The organism is Mycobacterium sp. (genome assembly GCF_035640695.1).
Lineage (GTDB): Bacteria > Actinomycetota > Actinomycetes > Mycobacteriales > Mycobacteriaceae > Mycobacterium.
On the sequence record NZ_DASQVQ010000172.1, the window covers coordinates 1 to 16,020 of the forward strand.

16 protein-coding genes are annotated in these 16,020 nt (G+C 67.2%); 4 read left to right on the forward strand and 12 right to left on the reverse strand.

Going from position 1 to position 16,020, the window contains the following annotated elements; all coding sequences use genetic code 11:
- The 4 genes from VE759_RS20300 to VE759_RS20315 all read right to left on the reverse strand — a co-directional run.
- Positions 1–479, reverse strand: a 479-nt coding sequence (locus tag VE759_RS20300) for a lectin (protein WP_324935778.1), incomplete at its 3' end; no start/stop codon positions are given.
- 233 nt (positions 480–712) lie between these two features.
- Positions 713–1,606, reverse strand: a complete 894-nt coding sequence (locus VE759_RS20305; protein ID WP_324935860.1) for a sterol desaturase family protein — start codon at positions 1,604–1,606, stop codon at positions 713–715.
- A gap of 77 nt (positions 1,607–1,683) precedes the next feature.
- Complete coding sequence (locus VE759_RS20310) at positions 1,684–2,646, reverse strand: hypothetical protein (protein ID WP_324935780.1); 963 nt, start codon at positions 2,644–2,646, stop codon at positions 1,684–1,686.
- A gap of 12 nt (positions 2,647–2,658) precedes the next feature.
- Positions 2,659–4,206 (reverse strand): carboxylesterase/lipase family protein, encoded by a 1,548-nt coding sequence (locus VE759_RS20315; RefSeq protein ID WP_324935782.1) that lies wholly within the window; start codon positions 4,204–4,206, stop codon positions 2,659–2,661.
- A 105-nt stretch (positions 4,207–4,311) separates the two neighbouring features.
- On the opposite strand from VE759_RS20315, the gene VE759_RS20320 reads away from it, so the two are divergent.
- Positions 4,312–4,716 (forward strand): oxygenase MpaB family protein, encoded by a 405-nt coding sequence (locus VE759_RS20320; protein ID WP_324935784.1) that lies wholly within the window; start codon positions 4,312–4,314, stop codon positions 4,714–4,716.
- Positions 4,717–4,812: 96 nt separating this feature from the next.
- Here the strand turns inward: VE759_RS20320 and VE759_RS20325 are convergent, their stop codons facing one another.
- Positions 4,813–5,283, reverse strand: a complete 471-nt coding sequence (locus VE759_RS20325) for an SRPBCC family protein (protein WP_324935786.1) — start codon at positions 5,281–5,283, stop codon at positions 4,813–4,815.
- A gap of 138 nt (positions 5,284–5,421) precedes the next feature.
- The gene (locus VE759_RS20330) at positions 5,422–6,594 is read right to left on the reverse strand and encodes an MFS transporter (RefSeq protein ID WP_324935861.1); all 1,173 of its coding nucleotides are present in this window, start codon (positions 6,592–6,594) and stop codon (positions 5,422–5,424) included.
- Positions 6,595–6,755: 161 nt separating this feature from the next.
- Between VE759_RS20330 and malQ the strand changes: the two genes are divergently transcribed.
- The 3 genes from malQ to VE759_RS20345 all read left to right on the forward strand — a co-directional run bounded on the left by malQ (position 6,756) and on the right by VE759_RS20345 (position 10,281).
- The gene (gene malQ, locus VE759_RS20335; RefSeq protein ID WP_324935788.1) at positions 6,756–8,894 is read left to right on the forward strand and encodes a 4-alpha-glucanotransferase; all 2,139 of its coding nucleotides are present in this window, start codon (positions 6,756–6,758) and stop codon (positions 8,892–8,894) included.
- Positions 8,895–8,962: 68 nt separating this feature from the next.
- Positions 8,963–9,829 (forward strand): LLM class F420-dependent oxidoreductase, encoded by an 867-nt coding sequence (locus VE759_RS20340; RefSeq protein WP_414687968.1) that lies wholly within the window; start codon positions 8,963–8,965, stop codon positions 9,827–9,829.
- Complete coding sequence (locus VE759_RS20345) at positions 9,826–10,281, forward strand: nuclear transport factor 2 family protein (protein ID WP_324935790.1); 456 nt, start codon at positions 9,826–9,828, stop codon at positions 10,279–10,281. The genes VE759_RS20340 and VE759_RS20345 overlap by 4 nt, the downstream gene beginning before the upstream one ends.
- Position 10,282: 1 nt before the next feature.
- Here VE759_RS20345 and VE759_RS20350 read toward each other — a convergent pair whose 3' ends face one another.
- From VE759_RS20350 to VE759_RS20375, 6 genes are all read right to left on the reverse strand, one after another.
- Positions 10,283–11,320, reverse strand: a complete 1,038-nt coding sequence (locus VE759_RS20350) for an isopenicillin N synthase family dioxygenase (protein ID WP_324935866.1) — start codon at positions 11,318–11,320, stop codon at positions 10,283–10,285.
- On the reverse strand, positions 11,317–11,889 hold the full coding sequence (locus tag VE759_RS20355) for a hypothetical protein (protein WP_324935792.1): 573 nt from the start codon (positions 11,887–11,889) through the stop codon (positions 11,317–11,319). Before VE759_RS20355 ends, VE759_RS20350 begins: the two co-directional genes overlap by 4 nt.
- 88 nt (positions 11,890–11,977) lie before the next feature.
- Positions 11,978–12,796 (reverse strand): N-acyl homoserine lactonase family protein, encoded by an 819-nt coding sequence (locus VE759_RS20360; RefSeq protein WP_324935794.1) that lies wholly within the window; start codon positions 12,794–12,796, stop codon positions 11,978–11,980.
- Between the two features lies 1 nt (position 12,797).
- Positions 12,798–14,369: an ABC transporter substrate-binding protein gene (locus VE759_RS20365; RefSeq protein WP_324935796.1), complete on the reverse strand. Its 1,572-nt coding sequence runs from the start codon at positions 14,367–14,369 to the stop codon at positions 12,798–12,800.
- A complete protein-coding gene (locus VE759_RS20370) occupies positions 14,366–15,013 on the reverse strand; it encodes a cysteine hydrolase (protein WP_324935798.1) in 648 nt (215 codons plus the stop codon). The genes VE759_RS20365 and VE759_RS20370 overlap by 4 nt, the downstream gene beginning before the upstream one ends.
- Positions 15,014–15,021: 8 nt before the next feature.
- Positions 15,022–16,017, reverse strand: a complete 996-nt coding sequence (locus tag VE759_RS20375) for an ABC transporter permease (protein WP_324935801.1) — start codon at positions 16,015–16,017, stop codon at positions 15,022–15,024.
- Positions 16,018–16,020 lie beyond the last annotated feature (3 nt).

Sequence of the window (16,020 nt, forward strand, 5' to 3'; positions counted from 1 at the left end):
GCGGGAGCGGGTTCTGGCGCGGGCGCCGGCGCAGGCTCTTCGGCCGCGGCCGGTGCCACCTCCGGAGCGGGCTCGGTTGCTGCGGGCTCGGCGGGCGCCGCGGCCTGGGTGGGCGCCGCGGCCTCCGGTGGCGGTGGCGGCGGCTCGTCGGTGTTGGTCTTTGACGACCACGCCGGCCCATTTGCCGCGTACAGCACCAGATTCCGATCATCCTGCAGCACCAGCTTGACGTCCTTCTTGCCCTTGGTGTCGGTGTGCCACACCGGCTTATCGGGCGTGTAGAGCACGAAGTTGCCATCGGTCTGCACCTCGGCGCGCACCACGTTCTGGCCGTTGGTGCCGGTGGACCACACGGCCTCCGCGCGGGCGGAGAGCACCAGGTTTCCGTCGTCCTGCAGTGTCAGGGTGTATGCCCCGTTGGGTGAGGTGAGCGATCCCCCTGGCTCGAGTCGTTGTCCTTCACTGAGCGTGTCAGTCACATCGTCGTCCTTTCCGTCAGCGGCTTTCAGGTCGCGTCCCCGACCAGACATCGCTTCACGCGACGCACATCTGAGCCTAGTGAGAAACGTTGTGCGAATGGCCGGTTCGGCTCGCCGTAATCGGAACGTCTTCGCAACGCCGAGGTTAACGGCAGGAGGCTCCATCGGCGCCGCTGTCGACGCCGCTGTCGACGCCTGCTGCGCCTGGCGTCACTACGGTGGTGAGCCTCGGATCAGGCCCGCAGTTCCGGTGATATCCGGGCAACACGTCCAGGCCCGGCGCCCACCGGTGCCCAGCCGGGCGGGCCGAGGAGGTAGCCGAGCTTGTCACGCCACCGCTTCGCCGCGCGCACGTCACGGGCGATCGCCACGTACTCGCGGGTCTGCAGCGTCCAGATGTTGAACGTGTGCACTGGCTTGGTCAGCCCGTAGTGCGGGCGGTAGATCTCCGGCTGGAAGGTGCCGAACAGCCGATCCCACACGATGAAAATGCCGGCGTAGTTCTTGTCCAGATACTCGGGGTCCATCCCGTGGTGCACCCGATGGTGCGACGGTGTGTTGAAGACGAGTTCGATTGGCCGCCAGAGCTTGTCGATGCGCTCGGTGTGCACCCAGAATTGGTAGATCAGGTTGATGGAGAAGCTCGCGAACACCATCCAGGGCGGTACGCCCAGCAGCGGCAACGGCACCCAGACCACGATCTCGCCGCTGTTGTTCCACTTCTGCCGCAGCGCGGTCGCGAAGTTGAAGTACTCACTGGAGTGGTGTGCCTGATGGGTGGCCCAGATCAGCCGGACCCGGTGGGCGATCCGGTGATACGTGTAGTACAGCAGATCGACGCCGACGATCGCGATCACCCACGTGTGCCAGCGGGTCGACGGCAAATGCCATGGCGCGACGTAGGCGTAGAGCGCCGCATAGCCAAGCAGCGCAATGAACTTCCATGCCGCAGTGGTGAACACCGATACCAGGCCCATCGAGACGCTGGCCCACGAGTCGCGGGTGTGGAACGCGCCCGATGGCGCTCGGTCGGCACCCTCGAGGTGTTCGAGCTTGCGGGCGGCCGTCCACTCAAGGATCAACAGCAACAAGAAGAGCGGCACCGCGAACAGCACCGGGTCGCGCATCTGCGGTGGCAGCACATCCAGGAACGCCCGGAGATCGTGCACGGTGAAACCTCCCCGGCCAGCTTAGCCCGCGGCGGTTACTCGTCGTCGGGCCGCGAATTCACGACCAGCAGCCACACCAAGGTGACCAGGCCGATCGCGCTCGCCTGGACGGATACGACGAACGCCAGATACTCGTGCCAACCGGTGAGGATGTTCCCGCAGCCGTTGCCCGACTTCACCACCGCTGACAGCGCCAAGACCAGGCCAATACAGAGCAAAGACACGGTGGTGATGGTCGCGGCCCGCTGAGCCGGTTCGCGAAATGAGCTGCGGAAGTAGCCGGATTCGATTCCCAACGCAACCAGCAGCAGCGGTATGACCGTGGACATCTGCGCGAAGAGGTGGGGATTGACTGCACCAGAGCACAGTTGCGCAAGCACCGGCAATTGCTCGGCCAACGGCAATGAGAAGATCTCGGCTGCCTTCGCGGTGTCGAGCGTGCGCATCACGTCGGTGTCGAGCACATCGGACCAGATCGCGGCCGCGACATAGCCGACGTAGGTCCCGACGATCAGCGGCACGACGGACCGTGCTCGTATCCAGTCCGGCGGCCGGGCCCTGCGGCGGGCGGGGCTGAGTACCGTCTCCGGGTCGCCGTTCAGTGCCGAGATCAGCAACATGCCCATGGCCACCACGAACAGAGTCGACGCGACGAGGTCTCCCCACACCGTGATGACATCGCCGACGGCCAGCAGCACCAGATCGACGGCCAGGGCCAGGCACGCCCCAGCGGCCCACCAACCCCACAGGCGGTTGCCGTCGCCGTCGGCGGCCGCGATGCGCCGTTTCAGCAGTCCCGTGGCGGCGATGATCACGATGTCAAAGAGCACGACCAACCAGCGCCACCAGCTGACCTCCGGTTTGCCCGCGACGGTCACGATTCCGGCGATGATTTCCTCGCTGTAGGAAAACAAGACCACCAGAACAAACACCAAGGCGATGCCGGATCGATCGACGCGTTGGCTGCGCTGCGGCTGCACGGGTGTGTCTTCGGCCACCCGAGCAGCGTATTACCGGAAGTTCAAGACCTCACTGCCCCACGCGGCGCGGATGTGCAAGTCGACGTCATGGACGACGGCGTCGCGCCTGTCGATGAGAAGGCAGGCGCGGCCGGTCTGGCGATACGGCGTCCAATCCGGTTCGCCCGGCAATCCGATCGGCTTGCCCTGTGTGGCGAAGTTCAGCCAGCGGGCGCGCATCCGCGCCGACACCGCCCTGCCGGTCTTCAACCCGCCGAGGCGGAACGTGATGTCCTTGGGCCCGGCGATGAGATTGCCCCACACATAAGGCAGTTCGGTGGCGTGCGTGGCGCCGATCCGCAACACCTTCAGCATTGGCGTGCTCCAGTCGAAGCGGTACAGATACACCTCCGCGACGGCGCTGTGGCCTTCGGCCAGCCACACCGATGGCATCCGGAATGCCACGTCGCGCGCGACGCCCATGCCGCGGGCCTTGACCCGCAAACCCGCGTAGGCCGACCCGATTTGCGCCTCGGTGGGTAGTTGCAGGCTTGGCTGCTCGGCCGCGATCTCGGCGAACATGGCCCTGATCGCCGTCGGCGTGATCGGCATCAGCGGCGACTTCATCCACCGGAACAGTGCGGCCTCTTCCTTGTTGGTGCCGATGATCAGCGGCACCGGATGCGACCGGCCCTCGCGAGCCATCTTGACCGGATAGTCGGGCACCAGGTCGCCGTCGACGATCGGCGCGAATGCCAGCGTGCCGGGCGTTCGCAGCGGAACCTCGTCGAACACGTCCTTGGAGGCGGCGACGATCGCCTGGGCCGGGACGTCGCGCAGCCGACCGATCTGCGACGGCTCCACATTCAGCTTGTCCAGAATCATCTCGGCGACCCGCCGGGCACGCGTGCTGTCGTAGACCGACGTCGCGGGCGAGCTTTGCGCGATCGCGGCCGAGAACAGCCCCTCGGCCGCCGGCGTGGTGAGCAGCGTGGTGACGATGCCGCCGCCGGCCGATTCGCCGAACAGCGTGACCCGATTCGGGTCCCCGCCGAACGCGGCGATGTTGCGGCGCACCCAGCGCAATCCGGCGAGCACGTCGCGCAGTCCGATATTGGAGTCGAAGCGCTGTGCGGTGCTATTGAACGAGGACAGGTCGAGAAAGCCCAGCGCGCCGAGGCGGTAGTTCAGCGACACGACGACGACGTCGCCGCCGGCCGCGAGCACGCCGCCGTCGTAGAGCGGCTGGCTGGCCGAGCCGAAAATGTAGGCGCCGCCGTGCACCCACACCATCACCGGTTTGCCCTCGCCGGGCTCGGTGTCCGACGACGCCCAGATGTTGAGCGTCAGACAGTCTTCACCCTCCGGCGCGCCGAGGTCCAGCGGGACGCCGGGATCCGTCGGCTGCGGGCACGCCGTGCCGAACCGGGTTGCGTCGGCGACATCGGTCCACGGCTCGGGCGGCCGCGGCGCACGCCAGCGCAGCTCGCCGACCGGCGGTGCGGCGTAGCGGACGCCCTTCCACGCCTTGACGCGGCCGTCGTCGCTGCCGCGAACGGGCCCGTACGACGTCTGGACCACGGGGTTGTCGACTGTCATTGGCCTCGCATTCACACTCCTTTGCGTTGTATTCACGTTACCGACGAGTAGCCAACCCGGGCGCCGAACGTGGCCGCCGACACACAGGTGGAGCAAATCGTACAGATGACGCTTGAACTGTCTCAGCCATACCGCGAGGAGCGGGTCATGAACTCGTTGCGGCGGCGTCTCGTCGAGGATTTCGAGAAGCCCGCGGGGCGGGACGATGATCCGCAGCTCGATGGCGGACCGCCGGGCGATCCGCAGCTCGATGGCGGACCGCCGGGCGACCCGGGCTTGTCGTGCGCGGTGTCGCGTTACCGCGAGGAGCCGCTCCAGCGGGCGCGGGCCATCCCGGCTGACGTTCTCGGCACCGCGTTCGGTAACACCGAGGCCGCGACCGCGCTGATCGAGCGGATCAAGCACATCCATGCTTATCTGCACGGCACGCGACCCGACGGCGTTCACTACCGGGCCTCATGTGCAGCTCGACGCCCAGCTGCTGGCTGGGCATTCGGCACGGGGGGTTGAGTCGAGCGTGACGCCAGTACGTCGCTGGGCGCAAAATCGGGTGCTGACGTCACGCTCGGGGAGCCGGCCCTCGGGGCGTGCGGCTGCGGTGGCGGGTCAGCGCTGGTAGCGGTCGCGCAGCTGCGCCAGCGTCGCCTCGATGCCCGCGGCGTTACGCTTGGCGTAACCGGTCAGCTGGTAATACTTCAGCGCATTCTTGAGCGCGCCGGCGGCGTGGTAGTCGAACGTCTCGGTGACCCGGGTCATCGTTGGCGAGACGGCGGCGAACTCCCACCGCCAGCGGTGTCCGAAGGGATGTCGCCATTCGAGGAGTTCATTCGGTGTCATCGCAGTCACCGTGCTGGTGATGCGGTAGGGCAACCCGAACATCCTCATCTTCGTCGAGAACCGTGCGCCCGGGGTCAGTTTCTCCGGCGCATCGATGTTGTCGCCGACGGTGCCCGAACCATCGAGTTCATGGTGTCGACGGGGGTCGGCGACGATCTCGAAGAGCTCGGTGGCCGGGGCATTGACCTCGACCGAGCGGCTGACCCGATTGGGACCCGCATCGACGGTGATGACGGTCATGCTCGCCTGCTCCTCTCGCTATGCCGTGCGCAGCGCCAGTCTTTCACTTGTGCGCCAGAGGTCGTGTGCCTTCTCGGGGCGGATGAGTCCGCCGAGGACCGGATCGGGTTTGTGGGGCGGCGGATTTTCGCAGTGAATTCACTCTCGGGGAGATTGCACCAGCGCCAGGGCGCCCGCCAACGCGGCGACCACGACCCCGGCGGCGGGCACAACCAGCAGGCCCACCCGCAGCGACGTCGCGTCGGCGATGACGCCGACGAGCGGCGGTGATGCGACGAACCCGACGCGCAGCAGCCAAGTCACGGCGGTCAGGCCGGTGCCGTGCCGCAGCCCGGGCAGCTCGTCGGCGCCCTGCATCGCCGCGGGGATGAGCGTGGCCGAACCCAGGCCGGCGGCGCCGAACCCGGCGATCGCGGTCGCAATGCCGGGGAATGCGGCCGCAGAACCCATGCCCACAGCGACGATCAGCCCGCCGGTGCGCACGACGGCGCTTTGGCCGAACCGGTCGACGAGGCGGTCGCCGAGGAGCCGGCCCAGGAACTGAAAGCCCACCAGTGAGATGTAGCCGAACGCCGCAATCGCACCGGGTGCGCCGAGGCCCAGCAGGAACAGCGTGGCCCAGGAGCTTCCGGCGTCCTCGATCACGGCCCCCGCGATCGCGATGACAACCAGGCATGCCAGCACCGCATAGGTGGCGAATCCGACTGTGGCAGCGCTGTTTCCGGTGCCGGCAGCCGTTGGGTTGTGGTGTTCGTCGGGCCCGGACAGCAAGTAGCGATAGGCGATGAGGCAGGTCGCGCAGAAGATCAGGGCCGAAGTGCTCAAATGCACACCGCGGGACACGTGCAGCGCGATCGCGGCCGCGCCCATCAGCCCGCCGAGGATCGCGCCGGCCGACCAGACGGCGTGCAACGAGTTGATGATGGAGCGCCCGTAGCGGCGCTGCACCCGCAGCCCGTGCGCGTTCTGCGCGACATCGGTGACCGCGTCGGCCGCGCCGGCGAGCAACAACGCCGACGCGAACGTCAGCGCCGACGGTGCCAGCCCGGCCAGCAGCGCGAACACCGCGATGACGATGGTGCCGGCCACCGCAACGCGCGACGACCAGAACCGGCGGATCAGCGTCGCCGCGGCGGGCCCGGCGATCAGCGCCCCACCGGAAAACGCCGCGATCGACACGCCGTATACCGAATTGGACATCCCGAGATCGGCCTTGATCTCGGGATACCGCGGCAGCAGGTTCGCGAAGAGCGCGCCGTTGGTCAGGAACAGCGCAGCGACGGCGACGCGCGCGCGACGATCCGCGACCACCAACGACACTTCGCCGGACACTACCAACCGGCGGCTGGCACGCTAAGGACCATGTCCGCGCCCGCACCGACGGAGCTGCTCGGCCTCTTGCCGCCGGGCACCCGCCCAGTGGTCCGCCGCCACACCTGGGACTATCTGCCGGCCCGCAATGTGATCGTGTCATGACGTCGCCGCCGTCGTCTCTGGTCGACCTTGCGCACCGGTTCGGTGTCGCCACCGAGTACGAGGACGCCAACGGCCGACATGTCGTCGTGCCCGAACACACGCTGGTCGCGGTGCTTTCCGCGTTCGGCGTGCCCGCGGCGACCGAGGACGAGCGTGTTGCGGGGCTGCGCGACCAGAACCGCGCGCACTGGGCGCGTTCGTTGCCGCCGACGATCGTCGCGCGAGCAGGGAACCCGACGCCGTTCTGGGTGCACGTCACCCACGGCGACCCGGTGGGACTGTGGATTCGCTTGGAGGACGGCACCGTTCGCACCGGGCTGCGCCAACTCGACAACTTCACTGCCCCCTACGATCTGGACGGTCGCCTGATCGGCGAGGCGACCTTCGAGGTGCCCCCAGACCTGCCGCTGGGCTACCACCGGCTGCACCTGAGCGTCGGCAACTTCGACACCAGCACAACGCTGATCGTGTCGCCGGCCTCGTTGACGTTGCCGGAACGGATCGGGGCCCGCCGGGTGTGGGGCCTGGCCACGCAGCTCTACAGCGTGCGGTCCAAGCGATCCTGGGGCGTCGGCGACCTGACCGATCTGGCCGACATGGCGGTGTGGGCGGCGTCGCAACACGATGCCGGCTTCGTGCAGGTCAACCCGCTGCACGCGGCTGCGCCCACCGCGCCGATGGAACCATCGCCGTACCTGCCCACCTCGCGGCGCTTCGTCAACCCGCTGTACCTGCGGGTCGAGGCGATCCCGGAATTCGCATATCTGCGCGGGCGTGGCCGAATTCGCAAGCTGCAGGCCGACGTTGCGGCCGGGGCGAAGCGGATTGACGCGGTTGACCGTGACGCCGCGTGGGCCGCCAAGCGTGCCGCACTGGAGGTCGTGTACCGGGTGAAGCGCTCGGCCGGCCGCGAAATTGCTTATGCGGCGTATCGGGAACGCGAGGGCAAGGCGCTCGACGACTTCGCCACCTGGTGCGCGCTGGCCGAGGTGTTCGGAACCGACTGGCATGGCTGGCCGGAATCAATGCAGCACCCCGACGGCGATGGTGTCGCTGGGTTCGCGGCCGAGCACGGCGAAGAGATCGACTTCCACCGGTGGCTGCAGTGGCAGCTCGACGACCAACTGGCCGCGGCGCAGTCGCAGGCGACTCGGGCCGGGATGGCAATGGGCATCGTGCACGACCTCGCCGTCGGTGTGCACCCGAACGGTGCGGACGCGTGGGCGCTGCAGGACGTGCTGGCGCTCGGCGTGACCGCCGGCGCCCCGCCTGACGCGTTCAACCAGCAGGGCCAGGACTGGTCCCAACCGCCCTGGCGCCCCGATCACCTCGTCGATCAGGCGTATCAACCCTTCCGCGCCCTGATCAACGCGGTGCTCCGGCACGCAGGCGGCGTGCGGATCGACCACATCATCGGGTTGTTCCGGCTGTGGTGGATTCCGAACGGTGCGCCGCCCACCGACGGCACCTACGTGTACTACGACCACGAGGCGATGATCGGCGTTGTCGCGCTCGAGGCGCATCGCGCCGAAGCGGTGGTCGTCGGCGAGGATCTGGGCACCGTCGAGCCGTGGGCCCGCGACTACCTGCGCGAACGCGGGCTGTTCGGGACGTCGGTCCTGTGGTTCGAGCTCGACCGCGACGGGCACGGCGGCCCGCTGGAAGCCGAGCGATGGCGTGAGTACTGCTTGGCGTCGGTGACGACGCACGACCTGCCGCCGACGGCCGGCTATCTCGCCGGAGAACATGTGCGGCTGCGCGAATCGCTCGGGCTGCTGACCCGCTCGGTCGACGAGGAGCTGGCCGGTGACCGCGCCGAGCAGGCGGCGTGGCTGGCCGAACTGCGCCGGGTAGGCGTGCTCGGCGAAGACGCCGACGAGTTGGACATCGTGGTCGCGCTGCACCGCTATCTCGGCCGCACCCCGTCGAAGCTGTTGGCCCTGTCGCTGGCCGACGCGGTCGGTGATCGGCGCACTCAGAACCAGCCCGGCACTACCGACGAGTATCCGAACTGGCGGATTCCGCTGACCGGGTCGGATGGCCGGCCGCTGCTGCTGGAGGATGTTTTCCGCGACGCACAGGCGGCGCGGCTGGCGGAGGTCATGCGGAGTAGCGTCGGCGGGCGTGAGCGGTGAGCCACGCCTGGGAAAGGCAGTGAGTGACTGACGGCCAAAGCGCTCCGTACGCAACGAAATTCGGGGTAATCCCGCCGGTTGCCGCCGGGATCGCGGCCGATCCCAGTTGGATGGTGGCGTTCGCTCAGCATCTGGAGGCCTGCGGCTTCGAATCGATCGTGGCGGTCGAGCACACGGTGCTCATGGCGCGATATGCCAGCGTCTATCCGTACGACAAGTCGGGACGGGTGGAACTGCCGGCGGACTGCCCCGTTCCGGATCCGCTTGACCTGCTGGTGTTCCTGGCCGGACACACCACCACGCTCGAACTGGCGACCGGTGCACTCGTGCTGCCGAATCACCATCCGGTCGTGTTGGCCAAGCGGGTCGCGACCGTGGACGTGATGTCGGGCGGTCGGCTGCGGCTTTGCGTCGGCATGGGCTGGATGCGGGAGGAGGTCGAGGCCTGCGGCGCCGCGTTCGACAGCCGCGGCCGGCGAGCCGACGAACAACTGCAGGTGATGCGGGCACTGTGGGACGACTGTCCGCGCGGCACCGCCTTTCACGGCGAGTTCTTCGAATTCGACGATGCGATGTGCTATCCGAAACCCGTGTCGGGCCCACGGTTCGCGATCCACGTCGGCGGACACAGCCCGGCCGCGGCAAGGCGTGCCGGCCGCTTCGGTGACGGGTTCCAGCCGCTCGGGGTGACGACATCCGTCCTGTCGGCACTGGTCTCGCTGATGCGCGACGAAGCACAGAAGGCCGGCCGCGATCCCGCGGCGCTGGAGCTCACGCTCGGGCACCTCGTCACAAAGATCGACGCCGATCGCGCCGCGAAGCTGACGGAGATGGGCGCCGACCGCATCGTGTTGGCGATGCCACCGATCGCCGACATTGAACGGGCCAAGGACCTCGTCTCGGCCTGCGCGCAGCGATTGTCGCTGACGTCATGAGCCTCGACACGGCCGACCGGATCGCCCTTGCCGACTTGGTGCACGCGTACGCGGCCGGCATTGACGACGGCCGGTTCGACGACGTCGTCGAATTGTTCACCGACACCGCGGAACTGAGGCTGCCCGATCCCCCGCAAATTCTCGACCCGGTCCGCCGTCATCGCGGCCCGGCGGCGATCCGCGCCGCGCTGGACTCGGTAGCGGCGATGCCCCGCACCGAGCACGCGATCGTCGGCGAGGTCTATTCGCTCGGCGACACCTCCGACGCCGCCGTCGGCCGCATCGCGTGCGTCGCGCATCACTGGAGCCAGCATGGCGAGCAGATCACCGATTTGGTGTGGCACGTGCGCTACAACGACGAGTACGCGCGCACGTCCGCCGGCTGGCGAATCCAACTGCGCGCGTTGACCATCAACGCGATCGAGACCCGCCCCGCCCGTCGTATCAGGTAGCTCAGCGGCGGGCCTGCAAGGCTTGCTGACCGAAAGACCCGACCGGCATCGAGCGTTCCGGCAGCGTCAGCTCGCCGCGCTTGAGCCGGCCACGCAGATAGGCGAACGTCTGCGCGGTCTGCGCGAACAGGTGCTCGCCGGCCAGCAGTGCCGGTCGTGGCCGGTCGTTGCGGGATACGAAGCGCGGCAATGGCTTCACCACGGTGTGGTAGTCGACGTTGAAAAACAGCGGAAACGAGTACCGCTCCTCTTTGACGTGGCGCACCCGGTGCGTTGTCGCGATGAATTCGCCGTTGGTCCACAACTCGAGCATGTCGCCGATGTTGACGACGAACGTATCGGGGATCGGCGGCGCGTCGATCCACTGCCCGGCGCCGTTGAGCACCTCCAGCCCCGGCGCGGTGGGTTTGAGCAACGTGAAGCACTCGTAGTCGCTGTGCGCGCCGACGCCGTGGTGGTCTTCGGCATCGGGGTTGTACGGATAGTGGATCAGCCTTAGCTGGCTGGGCGTCTTGGTGGCATGGCGGGAGAACGTGTCCGGCTCCTCGCCCAGCGCGACCGCGAATGCCACCAGCAGTCGCTGGCCGACCTGGAGCACCGCACGGTAGTAAGCGGTCACCGCGTCGGCGAACCCGGCGACCGGGGGCCAGACATTGGGCCCAAGCATCGGATTGCCCGCACGATAGTCCGGATCGTCGGCCGGAAGGTCCAACGCGGTGTCGAATGCCTCCTTGAGGTCGGGTCTTTCGTCGCTGACCCCTTCCTCGCCAATGGGCACATATCCGCGGTGACATTTCGACAATCCGATGTAGAAACGCATCTTCTCCTCGGTGGGCAGCGCGAAGAACTCCTTGGTCTTCGTCACCATCCGGTCGAACAGCACATCCGGTACTCCCGCGCCGCTGATGTAGAAGAAGCCGACTTCTCGCGCGGCCGCGCCGAGCTCGGTGGCCACCCGAGAGCGCGCTGCCGGCTCGGCAGACACCAGCCCACTGATGTCGATGACCGGTACCGAGGTGAAAGACGTTGCGCCGCTCATAACCTCACGCATCCTTCGCTATCCTTGACGCGCCAGCGTCGTTGGGTCCCGGAGCCGTCCTCTTCGACGATCAATTCGTCCCCAGCACGCCGTGGCCGGATTACGGCGCCGGCGCCGGGCAGCCAATCGGCACCGTCGACGGCGCCCAACACGACCTGCACGCGCTCCCCCCGTTCCAGCCAGCCGAACAGGTCACCCACCCTCAACAGCAGCCCATCGCCGCTGTCCGACGACAGGGTCAACGCCCAGCATGGGTCGACTTTGGCGGTGTGTCGCTGCCAATGCTCGACGTAGTCGGCGTACACGCCGGCCTCGACCAGCGTGCCGCCGTCCCAACGCAGCCGGCCGGCGTCGGGGTGCGGGCCGGGCGGTTGAAGGCTGACGAAGTGATTCCATTCGAATACATCCGCGCGTTGGCTCAACCAGCCCCCGAATCCGCGGGAGTCGACGAACGCGGTGATGCCCTGCAACCACCGCACCTGTGTGCTGGTGTCGCGTGAGCCGTCGGCGCCGACCAGCAACGTCCGCCGCCACAGGCCGGCGCAGTCGGCCATCGACACCGGGTTCACGCCGACGCCTCCCAACGCGAACCCGATTTGGCGGACCCGGCCGCGACCGCACTGAGCTGGGTGTCGACTAGGGCGCGCCGGGTACGGCTCACGAGGTCCACGCGCCGAACCGTTCGTTGAAACGGAGGGTCAGCTCCGGCCAGACCACGGGATCATGGCCGGGAACCAGCTCGTACCCCTTCGAGGCCGCGAGCTTCTTGAGCCGCCGGATCGGTTCGACGGTCTCCTCCGGCGGCACGCCGATGTATCCGCCGATCGCCAGCTCATGCTCGATGTTCTCGGTGAGGTCGGCCGCGTCGAAGGCGAACACGAATCCCCCGCCGCCGACGCTGTCGTCGAGTTCGACGACGAAGCTCTGATGACCCGGCGTGTGACCGTACGTCGGTACCGCGGTGACGCCGGGTGCAATCTCGGCTTCCCCGTCGGCCAGGTGCCATTCGATGCGCGGGTCGTCGAAGTCGATCCGCGCGATCGCATGGCGTTCCGGCTCAGGATGGTTGGACAGGCCGTATTCGACCTCACGTCGTTGGGCGTGCACCGGAACCTTTCCCGCGAACAGCTTCAGCCCGCCCGCGTGGTCGTGGTGCAGATGGCTCACCGCGACGGCGTGGATGTCGTCGATGTCAATGCCGATGTCGTGCAACGACTCCTCGATCGGCTCGCCGGTCCCCGGTAGCACCGGCACGTACTCCACGGTGGGATAGAACCGGCGGTACAACGCCGGATCGCGGATCAGTGCGGTGTTGAAACCGGTGTCGAGCAGCACCCAACCGCCGTCGGTGTGCAGCAGCACACCCGGCACCGGCTCGCGCATCCGCAGGTGATCGGGCGCGCCGTAGACGGATATGGACTTAGGCAAGTCCTCCCAGCCGAGGGTCAACAGCACGATGCGGTCAACTTTGCCCACGTCAACCCACCGACAGTGTGGCGAGCCGCAGCGCATTCGGGTTGGTCACCACATGGGCCTGCTCGACGCCTTTCAGCCACGGCTGCGCGACCATGAAGTCGTCCACGTCGGCGATGTTCATCCAGCAGCCCGTGGAAGTGGCCTCGGCCGCCGCGTCCGAGAAGGTCTGCGGCGCTCCGCTTTCCAAACCTTGGCCAAGCGACGCAGTGATACGCGGTGACGAGCAGGTCAAGTAGTTCAGGCCGCCGTCGGGGTCCCACGAAATGTGGCCCCAGGTGTAGGGCGACGGTGCGTCCGGCCACGCGAGCAGCGTCAGGATCTCCGGCGCAGACGAGCCGTCACCGCCGATCCAGCCGTAGATCTCAGACGTTGGGTAACCCTGCACCTTCGCGTTGATCCCGGCGGCGGCGAGCTGCGTCTGGATCAAGTTGCTGATCAGCTGGTTGTCCGGGTTGCTGGTGTCGAAGCCGATAGTGAGCACCTTGCGGTCGGCGGGCAGGCCGGCCGCGACCTTCGTCAGCGCTGCAGGATCGTGTGTGATGGACTGTTTCGCGTACTCGGCGCCGATCATGTTCGGCGGATACACCTGGTCGGCATCCTTGCCGCGCCCGAAATATGTCTGCTTTACCAACGCGTTGACATCGATGGCCTGCAGCACCGCGGACCGGTTCGCCTGGTCGGTCATCATGCCCTTGTGCGGGTTGATGTAGAGGTAGTTCGCCATCATTGTCGGCAGTGAATAGTGCGCGTACCTGCTGTTGTTCAGATACGAACCCACTGCCGAAGATGGCAGGTCGTGCAGGATCGCGGCGAGTTGCCCGTTGTTGAACTGTAGTTGTTGCGCCGACGTGTCGGTGATTACGGGTATTTCCACCTTCTCGAAGTACGGCTTCGCGCCCCAGTAGTCACCGAATGCGGCCAGTGCGTAGTGGGATCCGACTTGCGCGTCGGTCAGCATGAACGGACCGGTGCCGAGGTCGTGCGTGGTCAGGTAGCTCTGCGCGTTGTCGGAGCCGGCGTTCTTCGCCAGGCCGGTTGGGCTGAGCATGCGGGGACCGTACGGACATGCGAGGTAGTCGAGGAATGCCGAGTTCGGTGCCTTCAATGTGATCGTCACGCCGTAATCGCCTTGGGTGGTGACGGATTCGACGTCCTTGACCATGTACGCAGGGCCTTGATTGACGGCGAGCCGCCGGTCGAACGACGCCTTGACCGCTGCCGATGTGAAGGGCGCCCCGTCATGGAACTTGACGCCTTCGCGCAGCTTGAAGGCGAACACCTTGTGGTCGGGCGATTCGGTCCATTCGGTGGCAAGCAGCGGCTCGATCTGCGGAGTATTTGTGCCGGCCTTGAATTGCAGCAGGCCCTCATAGAGGTTGGTGGTCAACAGCAGACCTTGTCCGGCATAGAAGATGTCGGGATCCGGCGGCTGGCCCGGATCCTGCAGGAACGACAGGTGCAGCACCTTGTCGGTCGGCGCCGCGTTGGGTGCCCCGCCGCCTCCGGATCCACCGCAGGCGGCCAACGCCAACACCGCGGCCACGCCGACGGCGGCAAGGGCATGGACCTTCATGGTGCGACTCCTTCGAGGACGGGATCCGAAGATGGCGTGGCGGCGCGCAAGCGGTCGAACGCGGCCAGGATTTCCGCGGTCGTTCGTACTGCGCCGGTCTGCAGGTATTCCATCGCGTCGAGCGCGGCGTCATGCCGGTATTGCGACGAGCCGCCGACACAGTCGGAGACCACGCGCACGTAATAGTCGCGCTGGTGCGCGTCGGCGAATGTGTAGTGCACGCACACATCGGTCAGCCCGCCGATCAGGATCAGCGTCGACGCGCCGAGACCGCGCAGCACGATCTCGAAATCCGTACCGATGAAACCGGAATAGCGCCGCTTTACGATGTGGAACTCGCCCGTTCGCGGCCGCAGCGACGGCTCGAGGTCTGTTCCCGGCCGGCCCTCGACGCAGTGCACGCCCTCGGCGCCGTCAAGCTCGCGCCCGAAGTCGATGCCGCTGGGCCGGTGCACTTCCTGGAAGAAGACGACGGGCACGCCCGCCGCGCGGGCCGCGGCAAGCAGCTGCTCGGCTCGCCTCACACGCTCGGCGTGACCGGGCATCATCGCGATGCCGGTCGCGGCGCTGGACATGTCACCGCTCTCCTGCATGTCGACCACGACGAGCACCGGAGTGCCCACCAGCAGCGGTTGCGTTGGCACCGGACCTCCTAGGCGGCGATTCGCGGATCGGCGGCCGCCTGCAACAGGTCGACCGCGGTGTTGATCACGACATAGAGCACGCCGAGCATCAGCGTCACACCGGCGATTGCCGGAAAGTCAGCAACAGGGACGCTTTGTGCGATGTACTGGCCGATTCCGGGCCAGCCGAAAACCTGCTCGATGACCAGCACGCCGGAAAACATCAGGCCGATCTGCAGCCCCGTCATCGACAACGCGGACCCGACGACATTGCGTAACACGTGTCGGCCCACGACTGCGCCTTCGGAAAGGCCTTTGGCCCTTGCTGTTCGGGCGTAATCGCTTTGCACGTCGGTCAGCAGGCATGACCGCAGCACCCGCCCGATTGCGACGGCCGGGCCGACCGCGATCACGATCGCTGGAAGGATCAGATGGTGCAGCGCGTCACCGACGACGTCGAATCGCCCGGCCAGCAGACCGTCGACGGTCAGGAGCCCGGTCGGCCCGGACGGCGGATTGGGCACACTGATGCGGCCGTTGGCAGGTACCCAGCCGAGCCGCTGGTAGAAAAGGATCAGGCCGAGTATTCCGAGTAGGAACATCGGCGCCGACGCTCCGGTGAACAAGATTGCCCGCAGCACCCCGGAGCCGCGCCACTTCAGCGCGGTGCCGAAAGCCAACAACGCCGCCAGGACCAACGCGATTGCAATCCCGAACAACGCCAGCTCGAGTGTTGCCGGGAAGAAGGCGCCGAGGTCGGTACCCACCGGCCGACGAGTGCGGTAGGAGGTGCCCAGATCGCCACGGGCGGCGGCGGTCAGATAGTGCCAGAACTGGTTGATCAGCGGCTGGTCGAGACCGAGCTCGTGGCGGCGGGCGGCGATCGCGTCCTGTGATGCCTGCGCGCCAAGCTGCGCGTGTACCGGGTCCAGCGGCGAGATGCGCTGCAGCACAAAAAGAACCGCGGTCAACGCGATCAGGATCGCCACCATGGCACCCAGCCGGGACAGCACGAACGTCTTCACGGC